The sequence below is a fragment of the Leptospira langatensis genome, assembly GCF_004770615.1.
Lineage (GTDB): Bacteria > Spirochaetota > Leptospiria > Leptospirales > Leptospiraceae > Leptospira_B > Leptospira_B langatensis.
The window spans coordinates 119,215-139,432 of record NZ_RQER01000010.1; the positions used below are offsets into that span (position 1 = coordinate 119,215).

The following is a 20,218-nucleotide window of genomic DNA, read 5'->3' on the forward strand; positions in this document are numbered from 1 at the left end:
ACTAGGCTGATTCAGGAGACTCCTATCCCCATGCAAGAGGAACCTTCTCCGAATCAGATTTTAGAAGTTCCTTTATCGAACTCTATGTCCGTCTACGCCAAGAGGCTTACTCCTTTTGTAGGAGATCCAACAGCACTTTTGGAGGAAATCCATACTCGAGGTATCCAAGAAGTAATTTTTTGGGGAACGAAATCCGAAGCAGCTGGATGGAAATCAGAGTCCGCATTTACGGATTTGGTAAAAAGTCTCAAAGAAAGTAGGATCCATCTCTCCACAATGGATGGGGCAAAGTTCAGATCCTCTTTCGATCCGGCTAGAAAACTAAAAAGATTCTTAAGTTCTTATACGAATTCCATAATGCTCTGCTATTCGGAGAACGAAGAGACTTCACTTTTAAAATTATTGCAAGATAGCTTTCGAAAAGAAGAGCCAGGGTCGAAGCCCTATGTTCCATTCTCTCCGAATATCACTTCCGGAAAAAGACAGGAGCAGAAACAAGAGCCTCCTAAAAACCATGCGGAAGATTTCAAGGCGTCTCCCATCACGATCCGAGTCAAACTTCTCGCAATTGTAAGCGCAATTGTAGTGGTGAGTATGGGTCTGGTGATCGGTCTTGCTACCAATTTGTTCCGGAATTATTCCGTATCCCTGATCCAAGAATACAACTTGAGCCTTGCAAGACTCACCGGATTGCAAGTCGGGATCCGGATCAAAGAATTATCTTCTAGATCTGACGAATTCATAGATAAGTCCAGAGATGCCGTAACCGAAGGATCGGATCTAAAAAAGACGAATCTGCCCGCGTATCTCGCCTCTTATTTGCAATCGCAACCGAAGATACTCGCTTGGGGAAAATACGAAAAAGGGAATTCTCTCGTATTCTATAATCCTAGATTCATCCGAGACGTAAGAAAGGACGAAGAAGAGATCCGAAAGTCCTGGGCTTCTATTCCCAAAGAGGAGAAGGAGAAATTCTTCACTTCCGAATTCGAGTCCTTGCAGCTTAAGAATATCAGCTCTAAATTCGGTTTTCCTGTCGTCTTGTTTACGGAAACGAGCAAGACGAATAAGACACTCGGCTTCTTTCTGATCTCACCTCAGGATCTTTGGGAAGCGGCTCGGTCCGCTTTGCAGACGGAATTGTTCGCGATCTGGGTGGTGGATTCCCAAGGAAGGCTGATCGCTCATACGGATGAGAACGAAACACTTTCGGCTAAGGATTATTCCAAGAATCCACTCGTACAATTTTTATTACGAAATCCTGCGGACAACGGCTCCCAAACTTCCGTGTTCGAGGGAAAGGAAACCTTAGGTTCCTTCCAACAATTAGAAGATGGAAATCTCGCAGTGGTTTCTTCCATCGAAGCGGATAAGGCTTTCGAAGCGGTGTATAAGATCAGAAGACAGAATTTCTATATTTTAGTCTCTGTCTTGAGCGTAGCATTCCTTGTGGTATTCCTATTCTCTAGAACGTTAACCGTTCCTTTGATCAATCTATTGAGCGCAACTAGACAATTGGAAAGAGGGAATTATAAGGTTGGGATCAAACCTGTCACTAGAGATGAGGTAGGGGTACTTACCAATTCCTTTTTAAAAATGGCCCGCGGGTTGGAAGAAAGAGAGAAGATCAAGGATACTTTCGGTAAATTCGTGAACAAGGAAATTGCGGAGAGAGCCTTGGCTGGGGACATGCCATTGGGCGGGGTAACAAAGGATGTTACCGTATTCTTCTCCGATCTACGGAACTTTACGGGAATGTCCGAGAAGCTGAAACCAAGCGAGGTCGTAGACTTCTTGAATGCTTACTTTACCGAGATGGTGGAATGTATTTATCTAACGGAAGGCATCGTGGACAAGTTTATCGGAGACGCGATCATGGCGCATTGGGGAGCTCTCTATTCGGGAGGGCATGATGCAAGGAATGCTGTAAACTCCGCACTTCTTATGAGAAACGCTCTCTTGGAATTTAATCGAGTGGGAGAAGGGATAGGAAGGCCTCAAGCAAGATTCGGATGCGGGATCAATACAGGACCGGTGGTAGTAGGACAGATCGGGTCCGAAAAGAAACTGGAGTTCACAGTGATCGGAGATGCGGTCAATCTCGCATCCAGGATCGAATATCTCACCAAGGATTTCGGGACGGATATATTGATCTCTGAAACATCTTACGAAGAAGTAAAAGATCATTATAGATTCGAAGCCCTTCCTCCCGTATGGATCCGAGGAAAAGAAAAACCGCAGCAATTGTATGCAGTCCTGGGTTGGTTAGAAGATCCGGATTGTCCCGCAAGTCTCGCAGAAGTCCGCAGGATCTGCGGCATCGCCGAGCCGGAAGGTCCTTCCAAATCGATCGCACATTAGAAGAAACGAATGGATTGGAGAATTTACAAACGGGAATGGCAGGTTGGAACGGTATGTGTAGTCATACTCTTCTTCTCCTTGTATTTATTATACTATGAGTCCAGAGCCGGAGGCGGATCAGGAAAAGAAGTCATGGGTACTGTCTCTTTCCGATACAAGACGGCTCAAAGAAAATTTCCGGATAGAATGCTCTGGGAAGATGTAGAGCAGGGAATGCCGGTCTTCGATAGGGATTCCATACGGACCGACGAAGCTTCCGAGGCGATCGTATTCTTAAAATCGGGAACTAAGATAGAATTAGATCCTCAATCTATGGTAGTGCTTCAACTCAAAGAGAGTAAGGAAAACCTGGACTTGAATGAAGGGAATATCCTAGTCGAAAGCGGTAAAAAGGTCTTATCCGTCATTGCGGGAACGGTCGGACTGCAGGCGGGTTCGGACTCCAAATTCCAAGTTACCCGAGACAAAAATGGGACTCGAGTGATCGTAGAAAAAGGAGAAGTAGAATGGAACGAGGATGGAACCGTTAAACAAGTATTAGGCGAAAAGGATGTAGCGTTTAATGCAAATAAGATCCTAACGACCTGGAATCTGATCTCTCCAGAAGACTCCACTCGATATTTCCCGAGCGAACAAGAGCAGCTCGTTGAGTTCCATTGGGACGGCGGTGAGGACGGAATATTAGAAATTTCTTCTAAACGAGACTTCACTGGCCCTGTCTCTAAGAGAGCAGTGAAGGAAATGCAGTACAAGCAAAAATTCCAAGAGGGGATCTTTTATTGGAGGATCCACTCCAAGGATGGAAAGAGGATCTCCGAGGTGAGAAAGTTCCGTGTTCTCCCGAATTTTCCTGTAGAGTTGCAGTATCCTAAGAAGGATCTCACGCAAGAAGATAGAACCGTTTCCTTTGCTTGGGTAAAACAAAAGATCGCGAGTGGGTACAAACTTCAGATCTCTAAGGATCCGAATTTCACTTCCGTAGTGGAGACGCAATTGTTTCGCACGAATTTTTCTCTGACTCTCTCTCCCGGGACCTATTATTGGAGGATACAGTCCTACACGAATTTGCCTGGAACGGAAACATTCTCCGAGGCCCGTAAATTCTCGATCTCTCTTCCCCAAGAGCAAGTCGCAGTAAAGGCGGAAACTGGGAATGGAGCGATTCCTGAACCTCAAAATGCAGCAGAGTTAGCCTTGGAATATCCGAAAAACGGCGCTTTGGTGGACATGACAGGAAAAGAAGGGATCACTTTTCGCTGGAAAATTTCCGCCAAACAGAAGCAAACCGAGTGGAAATTTCGTCTTTTCTTTAGGAAGGGATCTTCCGACGAATTAATCTACGAAAAGAAAACAAAGGGCGATAGATTGTATTTCAGAGATTTGGAAAAATTGGATGTGGGAACCTTTCATTGGGCGGTAGAATCAGAGTTGGAGCCCAATTTAAGATCGGAAGCGGATTTTAAAATACAACTTAGGGAAGACCTCGCTGCTCCTGAAACCAAGGCCAGCGGAGCTCGCCATTAAGGAGAGATCATGTTCCGTTCCTACGGTCGAATTCCGTACATATTATTTTATTTTAATATATTTTTCTTATCATTCGGCGGGAGCCTGTCTGCAGAGGGCAAAAGCTTTATTTATTATATAGAATGGACCGAGGTGAAAGGAAGCAGAGGCTACGTGGTAGAAGTCCGCAAGGCGGAACCACCTCAGGATCTGGTTGTAGAAAAGAAAGTCACGGAGAACGAGATCGAGTTCAGCTTAGAAGCCGGAGTATACGAGTATCGGATCGCGGGACTGAATCGTTTCGGTAAACCTTCTTCTTATACTCCTTGGACGAACTTCAAGGTCGAGCAGGATAGACCGAAAGCGGTCGCACTCGCAGAGAAGGAAGAGGCCGCAGCTAAGATCTCCAAGGGAACTTCTCATTTTGTTTGGATCCCGGGCACCGGTTTTTATTCCAAAGGAGAACGTAATAAAGCATACGGGATCTGGGCAGGGTTTGCCGTTCTTGCCTATCTAGGAAATTCCGAAAGAGAGGCGGGCAATCGACTTGCATCCAAGTCCTTGAACGATCCCAAGATGATCGGCCTTCTGGGCTTGAATCTTCCCACGCAAGCTACTCTCTATCTTTGGCAATCCAGGGAGAAGGATAAGCATCAATACGAGATCCATCAACAGAATCAGGTTGTTTTAGGAGGATTGACGATCCTTGGGGTAGCTCTTTCTCTTTGGCTAGAGAATCGACTTCCTTCGGGAGATTCGGTCCAAGTTAAGGTCCGGCCGGATGTAATGGGACTCGGGAACGGTTCTATGTTCACAGGACTTTCTCAAAGCAGATGGGATCTGCAATATTCCAGGAGTTTCTGAGGAGGTTTTATGGGATTACGTACATTTTCTTCGGCACTTCTTCTTTGCTCTAGCCTTGTCTTCGGTTCTTGCTCTATTCCGTTTCCCGGCTCGGATGAGGTCATTCTTCTCGGTCTCATCGGAAAAATGAGATATCTATTTGTCACAAGTACGACTTACACTGGCGCGTTAGGCGGAATATCGGGCGCGGACGCTAAATGTCAGTCTTCTAAGGATACGGACGCACCCACGCTTCCTGGTCTAGGAATAGAATATTCCGCGATCATCGCCGGTGTGGGAAGGACTCCCGGTGGAGCGGGCTGGCCCTTATTTGCTCATACGAAATATTATACTAACACACCTGCTACGAATACTCTTGTATTCCATACAAGCGGATCCGCTCTCCCCATATTGCCTATGGACAGCGCTTCCGGTATCCCTGGGGCCGGATTGAATTATTGGACTGGGATCGCGGATGCAGCGTTTACTCCGAGTGGAAATGCGGGAGATTGCATCAATTGGTCTAGCTCGCTAGTAACCGATCCGGGAGATTATGGAGCCAGCGGAGATCCGACGATCGGAGCCTTTAACCAAGGCTTTGCGAATACTTGTGACCAGCTCTTGAGCCTTCTCTGTGTGAGAAATTAGCTCTCTACGATCCCAGCGCGGATTGCATAGACTACTAAGTCGGCTACCTTATGCAGATCCAACTTCTTCATGATATTGGCACGATGCACTTTGACAGTTGCCGGAGATATATGCAGTAGTTTTCCGATCTTTTCGTTGGAATTCCCTTCCGAGATCAGTTTTAGGATCTGTCTTTCCCGATCGGAAAGCACCGAGAAAACGGAAGGACCGTCTTCCGGTTCTCCGTTCTTCTTCTTCCCTATATTAGAAAGTACTCGAGTAGCGATCCTTGGGCTAAGATACGTTTCCTTTCTGCGAACCGCGTCGATGGCTCTCAGAAGATCCTCACCCGCGTCGTCCTTTAGAACATAACCGTTGATCCCAAGATCCACCAGCTTTTGGATGTATTCTTCGTTATCATGTCTAGAAAGAATGATGACTTGCACTTTCGGGTAGTAACGCTTTACTCCCTTGACCAGATCGATCCCGCTCACACCAGGCATGGAAATATCTGTGATCAGGATGTCCGGCTCTAATTTTCCGATCTCGTCCAATGCTTGTTCCGCATTTCCGTTCTCGCCAATGATTTGCAGATCGCTTTGGCCGGAGATGATCAATCTAAGACCTTCCCTTAATATTGCGTGGTCGTCTACTAGATAGAGTTTGCACACCGCTGTGTTCATACATTCTCCTTGGAACGTTTCTTAAGAGGAATTCTAAGCACATATTTAGTGCCCTTACCGGGTTCCGTTTCCAAGAACAGGGTACCATTCAGGTCCTCGGTCCTTCTACGGATATTTTCCAGGCCGTACCCGGTTGATTTTATTCTGGCTTCTTTTTCTTTAAATCCTTTTCCATTATCTTTAACGGAAACAATCAAGGTATCCTTTTCGGAAAAGATCTTTAGCTCCACCTTGTTGGCCTGTGAATGCTTTAGGATATTCGCACAGATTTCCTGGAGAATACGAAAGATCTGGTTTTGTATTTCTTGAGGAAGATTGTCGGGGATCTTCAACTCCGACTTCACTTTTATTTTTTGCAGAGGAAAGATCTGGTTTGCGAGAGAACTGAGGGCCGCTTCCAAACCGAGTTCTTTCAATGAAGAAGGTTGCAAATTTGTGTAAATTTCCCTGAGTTCTTGGCTGGCCCTATCTATCAATCCAAGGCCGGAGGAGAAGGATTCCGGATGTTCCTTCTCCGATTTTTGATGCGCTTGGAAATGTAATTTTGCAGCTAAGATCAATTGACCGACCCCATCATGCAATTCTCTTGCAAGTCGGGATCTTTCTTCTTCTTGAGAAGCGAGCACCTGTGTATGAAGGGTTGCAATCTTCTTTTCCAATTTCTTATTTTCAGTAATATCCTTTAGGATCATTCCTAAATTATCTTGGAAACGGAAGATGGAATAGCCGTAGAACTTCTTGTCCTTTCGGAACTCTTGGTTTTGCAGCTTGGTCTTACGGGCCTTTTGAAGGTTCTCTCTGAGATTCGCTTCTTCTTTGGAATCCAGTCTTAATAAGTTAAATAGGTCCTTGCCCACAGGGCTATGAAAGCGAAGCCGGAATTCTTTCTTAAAGGAAGCGTTTGCGAATAATACCGTATTGTTCTCGTCCAAGGCTACGATCGGGGAGATCTCTTCGACGAGAGAGAGAAAGTACATGGAGGCTTTGTCATTTTCCGAATACGAGCCGCTATGTTTATTGACTTTTCGTTTGAGTAGTCGGCTGGCCACTTTATGATCAGACTACATATTGACTCAAGTTCCGAAAAGGAAAAAAACCCCTTCCCTCGGCCGAATGAGGGAAGGGTGAGGTTGCTTTTACTCTTTCAGGAGTCCCAAATTAGGGCGTAGACGGAAAAACCTCCGCAGGGTTCGGGTTACGGAACCAGTCCGTATCAGTGGTTCCTAAGGATTGGTACCAGGTTTGGAATTGAGGATAGGACTTGCGAATGTCCGTAGCTTCATAAGGCCATTGGAAATTACCTGGGACGAGTAAGGACCAAGGGAATCCTGTCGCATCTCTATAGATGTCCTTGCCGTTTGCATCGAAATACTTACCTGCAGCGTGGATATCCTTACTCGTATTGATCACATTCAGATAGGTGTCATAGGGTGCCGGACCTAAAACCAATTTGGAGATAGGGCTTGCGAGAATGACTTCGAGTTTTGCGGTCTTACCCTTAACGAAAGTCGTATTCGTTCTGGATGCATTGGAAGAAGGGATCGTAGTAGAACTATTTCCCAACACTTGCAGATCCGTCATGGTAGGACCGACCCCGCTTAAGTTCTCTTCTACAGTGGTCCCATCGAATCCGATATGAATGAGGGAATACGAACTAACACTGGCTCCCGGAATCCCGAAATGAAGAGTGTGATTGTAGCCTGCACCTTTTGCAACATGAGTAAAGTATCCTCTGATCCGGGCAACTTCTCCTGCGGCGTTCAAGTCTTCTTCGAAATAAGAGCGGACCACATAGTCGTTGAAGTCCGAGTCTCCTTGTTTGGGGAATAAGTCTTCGAATGAGATCGTATAATAATCTTCTGCGGGAATACGGATCGTACTCGCGCGGTTTGGATCCAAAGGATAAAGATCTTCCGAATCAGGAACACCGTCCCCGTCCGAATCAACGATCTGTTTTACATTCGCAGTAAAGCTGATAGAGATCCTTCTACTAATGGAAGAAACACTGACTATGCTAATATCTGCGTCGTAGAATTTGCCATAGGCTTCTACTTGCAGGTGCACTGTGTTCGTGTCTCCGTCTATGGTAAAACTTCCAGTGACTTCTCCACTCGGATTAGAGTACGCCTTGAAAACGGATTTGTTGCTCGCGGCTCCCGGAATTGCGGAAGGAACAGTAACCTGCACCATACTTCCGTCCACTGGTGCGATCGGATCGAGCACTTGGATGTTTACAGTAATTGTTCTAGTAGTATCAAAAACGAAATCGACCGGGGTAGTCTCATCGTTGATGTCTACGCCGAAGTCAGTCGTTCCAGTAGGGGCCGTTACCGCAGTCGATCCGGAAGCAAGGCTCATGAGCCAGGCATAGTTGGGATCGCTCGAGGAAGAGCAATACGAGAAGAAGGAAACGCTGAAAGCGAGTAACAAGCTGAGGAGGACTTTCTTTATTTGGTTCATATAAGCACCGTACGGTGACTCGATTATGACCTTAGATCCCTTGAATAGGCAATACGCCCGAAGGTGTAGATTACTAGAACCTTCGGATAGGTATATTTTTGATGAATTGTGTGGTAAAAAACGCTAACTGCCCGTAGCTGGGCGAGTTACGACGTCGCTTGGAAACTTTCTAAAGCCTTAGTACGGAAGGAATGGAAATCTCCTGACGAGAAGAATTTACAGAACTTCAATACCTCATCCGGAATTTCCGAATACTTGGCTTCTTCGTTATTGATCTTGATCATCATGTCTCCGAGATAGATCGGATAGATAATATCCTTGTACTGCTCGTCTGCGAGTTGAGGTCTATGATGATACTCCATGGCCTTGGAGTATAGATCAGGGAAGTTCCATTTCTCCGCGATGAGTGCACCGATCTTAGTATGAGTGATCCCGAAGGCAGCTTCTTCCATGGAGATAGAGGATGCGATCTCCTTGGAGGCGGAGTAGTTTTGGATCTTATTCATTTTACCTTCTTCTAAGGAAAGAAGAATGATCTCGCCGATATCATGCAATAAGGCAGCGGACATTAGATTGCTCACCACGTCCTTCGGCATGGCCAGTTTCTGCGCGATCAATTTACAATAGTACGCACACTGGTTTGATTTTTCCCAAATGGTCAAGAAAGCCGGGAACTTGTTCTCCAGGATCTGCTTGGTCCCAAGGGAATATAATAGAACTTGCAACTCTTTCAAACCGATCAATTGGATGGCTCGGTCCAAGGATTCTACCTTTCCACCTCTACGGAAAGCGGCAGAATTGGATAGCTTGAGTATGTTGGCGGAAAGAGCCACGTCCTTCTTAACCATTTCTGCGATCTGTCCGATACTGGAGTTCGGTTTATCGATCGCTACTTGGATATCTTGGATCGCTTTCGGGAAGGTAGGAAGTTGGTCTACCTCCTTGATGATCTCCTCTGCCTTTTGGATCTGGATGTTTTCCTTTTGTATGCGGATCGGGATGTCGATGATCACGGAAGTATTATTTCCTTGGCTCTCTATCTTGTAGGAGCTTGCTCCTAACCCGTCATTCTTGAGCATCATGAGTGTCATGATGAGCCCTAATCCGGCGCCTTCGGTTTCGTCCCCTTCTTCCATGAATGCTTCCGCTAGATCGTTATAGGTCTTGGCCTTTTCGATCCTTTGGTTGATCCGGGTCACTTCTTCTGGACTTAGTTTTACGTTGTTCATTACACGAATACGGATCGTGTCCTTGTTATGAATGAAGGAAACGAGGACCACGTAGTTGTTCTTAAATAGAAGGTCTTCGTATTTTTCCTTATTGTCCAAGTAAGTCTTTTTGAAACCGGTGATCTTGGTCCGGTATTCGTTCGGATTTTGGATGTCCGCTTGTAATTCCCTGAAATAGATGCGTTTGATATTGGCTTTGATCGTGTTGGTGATCGTTTCTTTCATCGCCGCAAGAACGGAATCTCGGACGAAAATGATATCCAGATGCAAAAGATATCGATCCAAGGTTTTAGAGAGAATATTATCCACATTCTCCGTAAGATTGAAAAATTTAAAATGAAACGGAAGATTCTCCGTGATCGGTTGATTTAGATCCTTCAGATTACTGAATAAATCCAGATCCTTATGATGGAAAAGTTCTAGGGTTTTCCCTTGGCTCATACTATATAACTCTGAAAAACGTTAGCGGTCTATGTCAAGAAATTGCTCCGACTTCTTCGTTAAAAATAAGTCGTTGCTAAGCGAATTATACGGATCAAAGAGACAAAAAAAAACCGAGTGAGTCGTATATCCGTGAAAACTTGTAAGAAAAAATTTGGGAGCTGCGTCCACTGAAGACTAATCCTTATGGATTAGTTTATCACTCGTTTAAGTGGAAATTTTCTTTAAATAACGGGTTGGGGAAAAACTTGAATAGTTTGGTCCTCGGACTTTTGGCGCTAAAAGTTACGGAATGATCATTCAATAAAAAGGTTGCAGCAAAATCCTAAATCTTGTGGAATAATACCCTGGTTCCCGACTCGTCCCGGACTCCGGAAGAAATCGTTCGAACTTAGGAGATATTGATCCCATGTCCACCACAGCTACCCAATCCACTGCGAGCGCCCCGGCTTCCTCCGGAGTTACCGCATTCCCTGCTGCCAATCCGAAAGAGATGCAGAGAGTATTCGATGTACAGAAGCGCCATTTTCATCAGGTGTTAAAAGTTTCCAAGCCCAAAGATAGAGTGAAACTCTTGAAAAGACTCCTCTCCGCAGTAGAAAGACTGACTCCGGAGATCAAGGCAGCGATCCAAAAAGATTTTAGAAAGGCTCCTCATGAAACGGATCTGACCGAGATCATGCCATCCGTTGGGGAATTGAAAGATGCGATCCGTCATGTTAAGACTTGGATGAAACCGGAGAGAGTAAAGACTCCAGTTTCTCTTTTCGGAGCGACCAGCACGGTTGTTTATGAACCGAAGGGAGTGACTCTCATCATTGCTCCTTGGAACTATCCATTCTATCTTGCGATCGCTCCTTTAGCTGCGGCTCTTGCTGCAGGGAATACTGCGATCATCAAGCCTTCCGAATTCACACCGGAGACTTCTAAACTTCTTGCTAGACTTGTAAAAGAGACCTTCCAGGAAGGAGAAGTTGCGGTATTCGAGGGAGATCATACCGTTTCTACCGCTCTTATGGAGTTGCCTTTCGATCATATCTTCTTCACAGGAAGTACTCATGTGGGTAAGATCGTAATGGCTGCCGCTGCTAAGAATCTTTCCACAGTGACTCTCGAGTTGGGTGGAAAATCCCCTGCTATCGTGGTTCCGGGTGCAAACCTAAAGAGAGCCGCTAAGAAATTAGTATGGGGAAAGATCATGAACGCAGGACAGACTTGCGTGGCTCCGGACTATCTCCTTCTACCGGAAGGACAAACTGAAGAATTCGTGAAGCATGCGAAGGAAGCGGTTAAGTCTTACTATGGCCATTCCGCTGCGGACGTAAAAAATAATAAGGACTTCTGTCGTTTAGTGAATCAAAGGAATTTCCAAAGGGTTTCCGGATACATTCACGAAGCGGTGGAGAAGGGCGGTAAGATCGTAATGGGAGGAGAAACAGACTCTTCCGAAAATTATATCGAGCCTACTTTACTTGCGAATGTTCCTGAAAACGCAAGGATCATGGAAGATGAGATCTTCGGACCAGTCATGCCGATCATCACTTATAAGACCTTAGATGAAGCAGTGGAAAAAGTCCTCTCTAGACCGAAGCCTTTGGCTCTCTATGTTTTCGGAAGCGATTCTAAAGCGATCAATAAGGTATTGAGAGAGACTTCTTCCGGAGGAGCGGCTGTAAACGAGGTGATCATTCATCTTGCGAACCCGAATCTTCCGTTCGGAGGGATCAATCACTCCGGGCATGGAAGCTATCACGGTTGGTGGGGATTTAAGACCTTCTCTCATGAGAAATCTGTCTTCAAGCAAGCTCCTTTCTCTTCTATTGAAATGCTCTATCCTCCTTACACCGGTTTTGTGGATAGAATGATCCAATTGACTAAGAAGTTCTTCGTTTAATCGGAGAGTTCCTTACGGTAAGAAGAAGCCCTTTCTCGGATTCCGAGGGAGGGCTTTTTTATGCGACAGCCGAAGGCAAGTAAGAGTTGAATTTATCTAGTCGATGAGGTCTTTCTCGAATTAAGTGGGGATGAGTTTTGCAACGAGTTCGCTTACCTCTTGCTCGGAATAGATCCCGTAACCGTCCACTAGGATCCCTTTCTCTTTGAATGTGTCGGAGGAAATCGCATAGACAATGGCTTCGTCAGCAGGGTCCGTATCTCCTTCGAATCGATAAAATCGATCCACTTTGAATTCGGAAGTGGAGACGTAAATCCTACACTCCTTGTTATTCTTTCCCCAATGTAAATTGTAATCTTCGGAATAGCCTTCGGCCTTTAAGCTGTTTACTGCATCGGTTACGGTTTCAAAAGAATGGTTTGCGTCTTTCATGATTTACCTTTGATCGGTCTCGATCCTTTAAAGTGAAAATAAGAATTCAATGGAAAAGTGCCGAAGATCCTAAAAAGAAATAGGAGGCGCTTAACAATACACATACGGGAGAATAGAGAAGGTCGTCGTTTCTGGCAAATCGAGAGGATCTGATCTTCTTGAAGAAACCTACGAGCCTGAAGTCCCCGATGGCTCTTCCTAAAAATAGGAATGAGATCCCCAAGGCAAACCACTGGCTGTCTGCATTCTCGAAAGAAAGGGATCCGCCCGACCAGAACGCCACCATTCCGAAACCGAAAAGTGCCAGAGCTACTAAAAGAGTCAAACTTCGACCGGGTGTAAATGCGGGTTTACCGCTTACTTCTGGGATTGCGGAGAAGTAACCGATCCTTCCCCCTAAGGCCCAGAAAATATGGAGCAAGGAGAGAAAGAATAGAACGGAGCCAGTGAAAATTCCCACCATTTTGATCCAGTCCATTCTTTTCTCCTTAAAGATCGAATTCCTATCCGAATTTTTCGATTCGAAGTAGGATTAAAAAAACTTAAACTAGTTTTTTTGCCGCGGCGATCACCGCTTCGTAGTTCGGCTCGCTTGCGATCTCAGGAACTAACTCAGAGTATTGGATCACGTCATTCTTATCCAATACGAATACCGCTCTCGCAGAAAGACCTTTCAATCCTCCGTCTGCGATATGAATTCCGTACGCTTTAGAAAAGGAGAAGTCCCTGAATTGGGATAGTGTGACTAAATTCGGAGAATCCAATCCTTCCATGGTGCAGAATCGGTTCATTGCGAAGGGAAGATCCCCGGAAACGACTAACGTTACGATCCCATTCTCGAGCTTGGCGGCCCGTTCGTGGAATTTCTTGGTTTCCATCGCACATACGGAAGTGTCCAGGCTTGGCACTCCGACTAGGATCTTTACTTTACCGCTATAATCTTTCAATGATTTCGGGCTGAGATCTTTTCCAATTCCGGTGAAGTCGGGTGCTTTTGTACCGACCTCCAATAGTTTTCCTTCTAGTTGAACAGGGCTTCCTTTTAGAGTAACGCTTGCCATTTTTGATTTCCTTAGCAAGGGGATAATACGTTTAAATGCGATTTCAGCAACGAAAATCCATTTCTGCCGCTAGCTTTTTTAGAAGAAGGCCCAAACTAAAAAAATCCTTGCAAATTTTAAACCAGGTATCGTGAATATGTTTAGCGGGAAACCGCGTAGTTTACCTACACAATGAAAAACTTAGGTCTACAGTCTAGTCTCACCCTTTGGGTCGTCCTCTGGATGGTGGTAGTGGTCACGCTACCGAGGTCAGGCTTTACGCCCTAAGGAACTTTCGTAGGCAGCAATCCTCGAAAAGCCCCTCTCCGGCGTAAAGCCAGAGAGGGGCTTTTTTTATTTCTACACAACATGAGGCAAAGAATGGAAACGATCACAAAGGAAGATAAGGCCTGGATTTATGAGAAGAAGGTTCCGAAAAACGGAGCCGAACTGATCGTAACTTATTTGAAACGCAGAGAGATCCGAAATGTCTACGGGATCCCCGGCGGCGCCAATCTGCCGTTATACGATGCTCTGCATGGTTGCGGGATTCGTCATATTCTTGCCAGACAGGAACAGGGCGGAGGGTTCATGGCCCAAGGAGAGGCAAGGATCACAAAGAAAGCCGCCGTTTGCCTGGCTTCTTCCGGCCCTGGGGTAACAAACCTAATTACCGCAGTAGCGGATGCAAAATCGGATTCTATTCCGTTAGTCGCGATTACAGGGCAGGTGCCTCTCTCCCTGATCGGTACCGACGCATTCCAAGAAATCGATACATACAGTCTTTCTCTACCGATCACTAAGAAAAATTATCTGGTACGTTCTATTGCGGAATTGATCCGCATTTTGCCCGAAGCATTCCAGATCGCAGAAGGAGGCAGACCGGGTCCTGTTTGGATAGACGTTCCTAAGGATGTACAGGCGGCTTCCATTCCAATTTCCATGGCTCAGATCGAAGAGATCTGGAAGAAAGAAGAAGCGGGAGCTCCTAAGATCCACAATTTCATCTCGGAATCGGACATTTCTAAGTTCTATTCTTATTTAGAGAATTCTAAACGACCGGTTCTGTACATCGGAGGAGGAGTGAAGCAATCCGGCTCTGAGAAATTGATCCTGGCTCTTGCGGAAGCGCAGAATATCCCTGTGGCTTCTACTTTGATGGGATTGGATTCTTTTCCCCAGACACATTCTCTTTCTTTGGGAATGTTAGGAATGCACGGAGCTCCATTTACGAATATGCTTTTGGCCGAAGCGGACCTACTATTGGCATTCGGAGTTCGATTCGATGATAGAGCCACCGGAAAGCTCGATACCTTCTGCCCGAACGCCAAAGTGGTCCATATCGATATCGATTATAAAGAAATTGGAAAATTAAGAAAACCTGATTTTGGTCTTTGCTTAGACTTAAGATTCTTCTTGGAGAGTTTGGGAGAATTCCCGAAGCGAGAAAGAGAAGAATGGATGGAGAAGGTCCGTTCTTACAAGGAGAGATTTCCTTTGAGCCCTGTTTCTACGGAGGAGGGGTATTCCCCGGATCTTATGGTCCGGACTTGCGCGGAATTCTTAGGGCCGAAAGCGATCGTCACTACGGATGTAGGACAACACCAGATGTGGGTAGCTCAGTACTATCCTTTCCAAGAACAGGGAACCTTTTTGACCTCGGGTGGGCTTGGGACCATGGGATTCGGATTGCCTTGTTCGATCGGAGCGGCTTTGGCGAGTCCAGATCGAAAGGTAATTTGTTTCTCCGGAGACGGTTCCATTTTGATGAATATCCAGGAATTGGATACTTTGAGCGAGCTGAAAGCGAATGTTAAAATTATAATATTCGATAATCGGAATCTAGGACTCGTTCGTCAGCAACAGAATCTATTTTACGGATCTAGATACAATGGAAGTGCCTATCCTTACGAGTCCAAATTCTCTCGGATAGGAAGGGCATTCGGCATTCCCAGTTTGGATCTGGGAGAAGAAGGAAAAACCTTGGAGGATCTGAGATCGTTTCTGACGGAAGACGGGCCGGGGGTAGCAGTGATCCCGATCCATCCGGATCTCCAGGTTCTCCCAATGGTCCCTCCCGGAAAAAGCAATTTGGAGATGTTACTCGGTTGAACAAACGCTTTTACAAGCAGAGACTCTTGTACGGAATTCTCTCTTTCTTTGTCCTGGAAGAGAGAGTTTCCGTTTGTGGGTTTCGGATTTTCTCCTCTGCTTGCGAGAGCTATACTTTCGGTGAGATCCCTGTTTCGAATCCATGCTCCTGTAATTTTTCTTTTATCTCCGCTTCTTGGTGGCCCGTCCGGGCCTAAGCATATCTAAATATTCCTTTTCTTTAATATATTACCGAGCATTCGGCTCGAAATTTAAGGAGGCAATATGTCTATAGAAGTGCAAAATTTAAGAAAAGAAGCCAAATCCCTTTCTCCGAAACCGATCTTACGTCCTTTTCCTTTGAAAGAAGAAGATATCCTGGAATTCTTCCAAAGGCTTTTGGAAGTATCCGAAACCTCTGTTCTCTTGGAAAGCTTAGGGCCGGAAACGGATAATTCCAGATTTAGTTTTATCTCTGCGTTTCCGAAGCGGATCTTCTCCGCAAAGGAAGATCGTTTGTACGGAGACGGGAAGGAGATCGGAAGAGGAAATCCGTATGAGCTTCTTTCCCAGATCTTTAGTCCGAACACATCCTTTCTGGAATATACGGAGGCGGGAGGAGGAGGACTGTACGGATATCTTTCCTACGAAGCAGCGAACGATATGGAACCGAGCCTTGGATTAAAGGAACATCCCAGATTTCCCAAGTTCCAATTCGCTTGGATGGAAGATGGGATCCTGATCGATCGAAGGACCGGCGAATCTAAATATTTTCATTATGGAACGGACCGTTATTCCCTATTCGAAGAAGCGTACAGAAGTTCTGCAGTAAGTAAGGCTGAGTTCTTTGCAAGAGACCTAGGATTTTCTAAAACGAAAGAAGAGCATAGGCAAATGGTGGAGCTAGCTTTGGAGGAGATCCGAAAGGGGAATACATTCCAATGCCAGTTAGGATTCAGGAAAACCTTCCAAGTCGGAAAACGAGAAGGGGACTTTGGATTAAAGCAAGGCGATCTGGAGCTGTACAAAGCATTAAGAAAAGTAAATCCATCCCCCTTCATGTTCTTTCTTTCCTTTTCGGATGAAGTGCATTTAGGAGCGAGCCCTGAGCTGTTGTTTCGATTGAAGGATGGTCTAGCGGAAAGTTTTCCTTTAGCAGGAACGATACGAAGAGGGATTTCTCCAGAAGAAGACCAAAGACTCGCTTTGCAACTTTTTTCCGATCCTAAGGAGATTGCAGAACATAATATGCTTGTGGACTTACATCGGAACGATCTCGGAAGGGTCTCAAAATTCGGAACAGTAAAAGTAAGAGATTCCTTTTCTTTAAAACGTTTCAGTCATGTGCAGCATCTTTCTACGGAAGTCTCCGGGATCTTGCGACCTGGCAAGGATATGTTCTCCGGACTGGCAGCTTCCTTTCCTACTGGAACATTGAGCGGTGCGCCCAAGATCGAATCCATGAAAATTATCCAGAGGATAGAGAATGACCCAAGAGGACCTTACGGAGGAGCGGTAGGAAAATTCGGTTTTGACGGGAACTGTTCTTTTTGCATTCCGATCCGAAGTTATTTCAGAAAGAAAGAAGAAGCAGTGATCCGTGCATCGGGTGGTATAGTGATCGATTCCGATCCGGATTACGAATACGCGGAGATCGGCCATAAGTTAGGAGCCGTTCTGAAGGCAATGGAGGTTTTACGATGAAGGTACTACTCGTTGATCATCACGATTCTTTTTCTTATAATCTATTTCAGCTTGCTGGAGAGATCTTAGAGGAGGAATTCCCGTTTAGATTCCAATTGGATGTGATCCGTCAAAATGAGGCGGACTTCTCCCGGATAGTGAATACAAAATACGATAGAATTCTACTTTCTCCGGGACCTGGAACTCCTACCGATCCGGAATACTTCGGTTGTTCCCTAAACATATTACAGGAGTTAGGTGGAAAGGTTTCGATCCTAGGAGTTTGTTTGGGAATGCAGGGGATCGCTCATTTCGCGGGGGCAAGGATCAAAACGGCGGAAAGACCGATGCACGGAAAGATCTCGGAGATAGAAAACGACGGAAGAGGAGTATTCTCCGACCTGCCGAAACGCATTCGAGTGATGAGATATCATTCCTTGCTAGTGGATGAGGAAAGTCTGTCGCAAGAATGGGAAAGGACCGCGTATGCGGGGAATGAATTGATGGGCCTTCGAAACCTGGAAAAGAAAATGGAAGGGATCCAATTCCATCCTGAATCTTTCGCTACGGAAGGAGGCAGGAAAATGCTTTCAAATTTCTTAATACATGGATTAGGAAGCTAAGGAAGAAGGGAAATTCTTCAAGAACTCTCGTACCTTTTCGGCTAGATCTTCTATCCGAAAAGGTTTTCCCAAATAATCGTCTATTCCCGCTTCGGAACAAGCCATCTTATCTTCCGGACTATCATGAGCGGTGGCCGCCACGATCCAAGGTATCCTTCGGGAACTAGGCTTCTTCTTTAGGATCCTTGCTGTCTCGATCCCGCTTAATTCGGGCATTTGTATATCCAGAAATAGGAGATCTACTTCCTGTTCTTCCCAAAATGCGAGCGCTTCCAATCCGTTGGAGACTACAGAGGATCTAAGCCCTAGTCTCTCCAACATCTTTTGGATCAACTTTTGGTTCACAGGATTATCTTCTGCGATCAGTATCTTTAGGCTGGAATAATCCGAAAAATCCAGACTCGCATTTGTTTCTGTCTTGTTACGAGTAATTTCCTTTGGAGGCTCGACCCTTTCTAATTCGAAATCCAAAATGAAATTCGAGCCTACCCTGTATTCGCTTTCTACTCGGATCTTCCAACCAAGTTTCTCACAGATCCTTTTGCAGATCGCAAGGCCGAGTCCAGTTCCGCCATACTTACGAGAAGAGGAGATATCCGCTTGGGAGAAGGCTTCGAATAGGGAAGGCATTCTATGAGAATCGATCCCGATCCCAGTGTCCCTAACGCTTAAAGAAAAATTAATATTCTTTTCCGTTTCGGATAGAATGGATAGATCAATGGTGACTCCTCCCTTCTCCGTAAATTTCAACGCGTTAGATACTAGATTGGAAAATACCTGTCTCATTCGGACGGGATCGGAAAGAACGAATAGTGATCTAGTCGCAGGAGGAAGGATGGTCTTAAACGCCAGTCCCTTCTTAAAAGCCTCATCGGACGCGTCCGCATTCAGTTTTTCGATGAGTGCGATCAGATCGAATTCGATAGAATTGAAATGTAGGCTTCCCGATTCGGCCTTGCTGAAATCGATCACGTCATTGATCAATCGGATCAGATGATCGGCGCTGTCCGTAAGGGAAGTCAAATATTGGTCTTGAACGGTAGTAGTATTCGTCTGACGGAGAAGGTCGACCATTCCCAAGATCCCGTGAACCGGTGTCCTGAACTCATGGTTCATGTTCACAAAGAATTGTTCTTTAGCTTTTTCTAATTCGATTGCAGCGGCCTGGAGTTGGATCAGTTTTTTGGATTTTTCTTCTAACTCCATATAGGAAATGACCGAATTGGCTAACGCCTGCAGGGCTTCTATTTGATGAGGTTCCAAATGATTCGGTTTATTGTCGATAACGCATAGAGTTCCGATCGTATATCCGTCAGGAGTATTCAGAGGCGCTCCCGCATAAAATCGAATGAATGGTGGCCCCGTTACGAGAGGATTGGATTTGAATCGACTGTCTTGATCGGCGTTCTCTACGATGAAAACCTTGCGTTCTCCCAAGGCAAATTGGCAAAAAGAAATTTCCTTTTCGGTCTCCGGCGCATCCAATCCTACTTTTGCTTTGAACCATTGTCTTTTGGAATCTAGAAGGGAGATGAGCGCGATCGGTGTCCCGCAAATTAGGGAGGCGGCCTTTACGATCTGGTCGTATTTTTCTTCCGGAGGAGTATCGAGTATTTTATAACGCTCTAATGCCTGAACCCGTTCCGCTTCATTTGCGGGAAGAGGTGCAATTGCATGAGGAGACTTACTTTCCATACGTTTCTTGAATAAGTGGACTAAAAGAACGGACCTTATCCTCTTACTTGAAAGCAAAAACGCAAGGATTTTAACTGAATTATGATGACTCTATTTTGTCATTATCCCTTAATGACTTGAAAATTTCTTGCTCCAAGGACCTTTCCTTGTGAGAGATTCTCTTGTAGTTTCCTGATGTCTTTTCGTATTCTTTCTCCTGCCTTGGGATAGATCCATGGAAGAAGGAGTTTAGCGATTCCCGAAAGTTCTAATTGGCTCGTAAAAAGTATTTTGGTATCGGTATCCGAACCCTTTGGATCCGGGTATAACGAAAAGGTCTCTCTTAAATTCAATACGCTATTCTTGAAATTTACTACAAAGCGATTTGGATATTGAGACTCTAAGATCTTGTATTCTGATCGAAGTCCGAAGATCCAGAACTTTATCTTAATATAAAATGTTTCCTCCTTCTTCATTAGGGAAGAAGAGAAAATATTCTCGGACCAGTCTGAAAATCTTTCCGGATCCGAAACATACTCGAACGCTCTGACTAACGAAACGGGAACTGTGAATGCAATCGTTGTTGTAGTCATAGAATCTGTTTTGGTTTTCGAAAAAGAATTCCCGAAAGAGA

Annotated in this window: 17 protein-coding genes; 8 read left to right on the forward strand and 9 right to left on the reverse strand. The window is 45.3% G+C overall.

Annotated elements, in window-relative coordinates:
- The first annotated feature begins 30 nt into the window (after window positions 1-30).
- The 4 genes from EHO57_RS14855 to EHO57_RS14870 are packed head-to-tail and all read left to right on the forward strand — an operon-like array spanning window position 31 to window position 5,355.
- Complete coding sequence (locus tag EHO57_RS14855) at window positions 31-2,361, forward strand: adenylate/guanylate cyclase domain-containing protein (protein WP_135645945.1); 2,331 nt, start codon at window positions 31-33, stop codon at window positions 2,359-2,361.
- A 9-nt stretch (window positions 2,362-2,370) separates the two neighbouring features.
- Complete coding sequence (locus EHO57_RS14860) at window positions 2,371-3,885, forward strand: FecR family protein (RefSeq protein WP_135645944.1); 1,515 nt, start codon at window positions 2,371-2,373, stop codon at window positions 3,883-3,885.
- Window positions 3,886-3,894: 9 nt separating this feature from the next.
- Window positions 3,895-4,728 carry a fibronectin type III domain-containing protein gene (locus tag EHO57_RS14865; RefSeq protein ID WP_135645943.1) on the forward strand — a complete coding sequence of 278 codons (834 nt, stop codon included), beginning with the start codon at window positions 3,895-3,897 and terminating at the stop codon, window positions 4,726-4,728.
- A 9-nt stretch (window positions 4,729-4,737) separates the two neighbouring features.
- On the forward strand, window positions 4,738-5,355 hold the full coding sequence (locus tag EHO57_RS14870; protein ID WP_135645942.1) for a DUF1554 domain-containing protein: 618 nt from the start codon (window positions 4,738-4,740) through the stop codon (window positions 5,353-5,355).
- On the opposite strand, the gene EHO57_RS14875 is transcribed toward EHO57_RS14870, so the two are convergent.
- The 4 genes from EHO57_RS14875 to EHO57_RS14890 form a co-directional block, all read right to left on the reverse strand.
- Window positions 5,352-6,017 carry a response regulator gene (locus tag EHO57_RS14875; protein ID WP_135645941.1) on the reverse strand — a complete coding sequence of 222 codons (666 nt, stop codon included), beginning with the start codon at window positions 6,015-6,017 and terminating at the stop codon, window positions 5,352-5,354. The genes EHO57_RS14870 and EHO57_RS14875 overlap by 4 nt on opposite strands.
- Complete coding sequence (locus EHO57_RS14880) at window positions 6,014-7,066, reverse strand: sensor histidine kinase (protein ID WP_135645940.1); 1,053 nt, start codon at window positions 7,064-7,066, stop codon at window positions 6,014-6,016. The genes EHO57_RS14875 and EHO57_RS14880 overlap by 4 nt, the downstream gene beginning before the upstream one ends.
- Window positions 7,067-7,175: 109 nt before the next feature.
- Window positions 7,176-8,477 carry an LruC domain-containing protein gene (locus EHO57_RS14885; RefSeq protein WP_135645939.1) on the reverse strand — a complete coding sequence of 434 codons (1,302 nt, stop codon included), beginning with the start codon at window positions 8,475-8,477 and terminating at the stop codon, window positions 7,176-7,178.
- Window positions 8,478-8,623: 146 nt separating this feature from the next.
- Window positions 8,624-10,147, reverse strand: coding sequence for an HDOD domain-containing protein (locus EHO57_RS14890; RefSeq protein ID WP_135645938.1), 1,524 nt, complete (start codon window positions 10,145-10,147; stop codon window positions 8,624-8,626).
- A gap of 409 nt (window positions 10,148-10,556) precedes the next feature.
- Between EHO57_RS14890 and EHO57_RS14895 the strand changes: the two genes are divergently transcribed.
- A complete protein-coding gene (locus tag EHO57_RS14895) occupies window positions 10,557-12,041 on the forward strand; it encodes an aldehyde dehydrogenase family protein (protein ID WP_135645937.1) in 1,485 nt (494 codons plus the stop codon).
- Window positions 12,042-12,161: 120 nt separating this feature from the next.
- Here the strand turns inward: EHO57_RS14895 and EHO57_RS14900 are convergent, their stop codons facing one another.
- The 3 genes from EHO57_RS14900 to tpx form a co-directional block, all read right to left on the reverse strand.
- The gene (locus EHO57_RS14900; RefSeq protein WP_135645936.1) at window positions 12,162-12,473 is read right to left on the reverse strand and encodes a phosphoribosylpyrophosphate synthetase; all 312 of its coding nucleotides are present in this window, start codon (window positions 12,471-12,473) and stop codon (window positions 12,162-12,164) included.
- A gap of 46 nt (window positions 12,474-12,519) precedes the next feature.
- Window positions 12,520-12,951, reverse strand: coding sequence for a DUF3995 domain-containing protein (locus EHO57_RS14905; RefSeq protein ID WP_135645935.1), 432 nt, complete (start codon window positions 12,949-12,951; stop codon window positions 12,520-12,522).
- Window positions 12,952-13,015: 64 nt separating this feature from the next.
- Window positions 13,016-13,534: a thiol peroxidase gene (tpx, locus tag EHO57_RS14910; protein WP_135645934.1), complete on the reverse strand. Its 519-nt coding sequence runs from the start codon at window positions 13,532-13,534 to the stop codon at window positions 13,016-13,018.
- 360 nt (window positions 13,535-13,894) lie between these two features.
- Here tpx and ilvB point away from each other — a divergent pair, with 360 nt between their 5' ends.
- The 3 genes from ilvB to EHO57_RS14925 all read left to right on the forward strand — a co-directional run bounded on the left by ilvB (window position 13,895) and on the right by EHO57_RS14925 (window position 17,910).
- Window positions 13,895-15,625, forward strand: a complete 1,731-nt coding sequence (ilvB, locus tag EHO57_RS14915; protein WP_135645933.1) for a biosynthetic-type acetolactate synthase large subunit — start codon at window positions 13,895-13,897, stop codon at window positions 15,623-15,625.
- Window positions 15,626-15,889: 264 nt separating this feature from the next.
- On the forward strand, window positions 15,890-17,308 hold the full coding sequence (locus EHO57_RS14920) for an anthranilate synthase component I family protein (RefSeq protein WP_135645932.1): 1,419 nt from the start codon (window positions 15,890-15,892) through the stop codon (window positions 17,306-17,308).
- Window positions 17,305-17,910 carry an anthranilate synthase component II gene (locus EHO57_RS14925; RefSeq protein WP_135645931.1) on the forward strand — a complete coding sequence of 202 codons (606 nt, stop codon included), beginning with the start codon at window positions 17,305-17,307 and terminating at the stop codon, window positions 17,908-17,910. Before EHO57_RS14920 ends, EHO57_RS14925 begins: the two co-directional genes overlap by 4 nt.
- On the opposite strand, the gene EHO57_RS14930 is transcribed toward EHO57_RS14925, so the two are convergent.
- Both EHO57_RS14930 and EHO57_RS14935 read right to left on the reverse strand, forming a co-directional pair.
- Window positions 17,899-19,605: a hybrid sensor histidine kinase/response regulator gene (locus EHO57_RS14930; RefSeq protein ID WP_135645930.1), complete on the reverse strand. Its 1,707-nt coding sequence runs from the start codon at window positions 19,603-19,605 to the stop codon at window positions 17,899-17,901. The two genes, EHO57_RS14925 and EHO57_RS14930, sit on opposite strands and share 12 nt — an antisense overlap.
- Window positions 19,606-19,706: 101 nt before the next feature.
- Window positions 19,707-20,177: an SRPBCC family protein gene (locus EHO57_RS14935; RefSeq protein WP_135645929.1), complete on the reverse strand. Its 471-nt coding sequence runs from the start codon at window positions 20,175-20,177 to the stop codon at window positions 19,707-19,709.
- Between the last annotated feature and the right edge of the window lie 41 nt (window positions 20,178-20,218).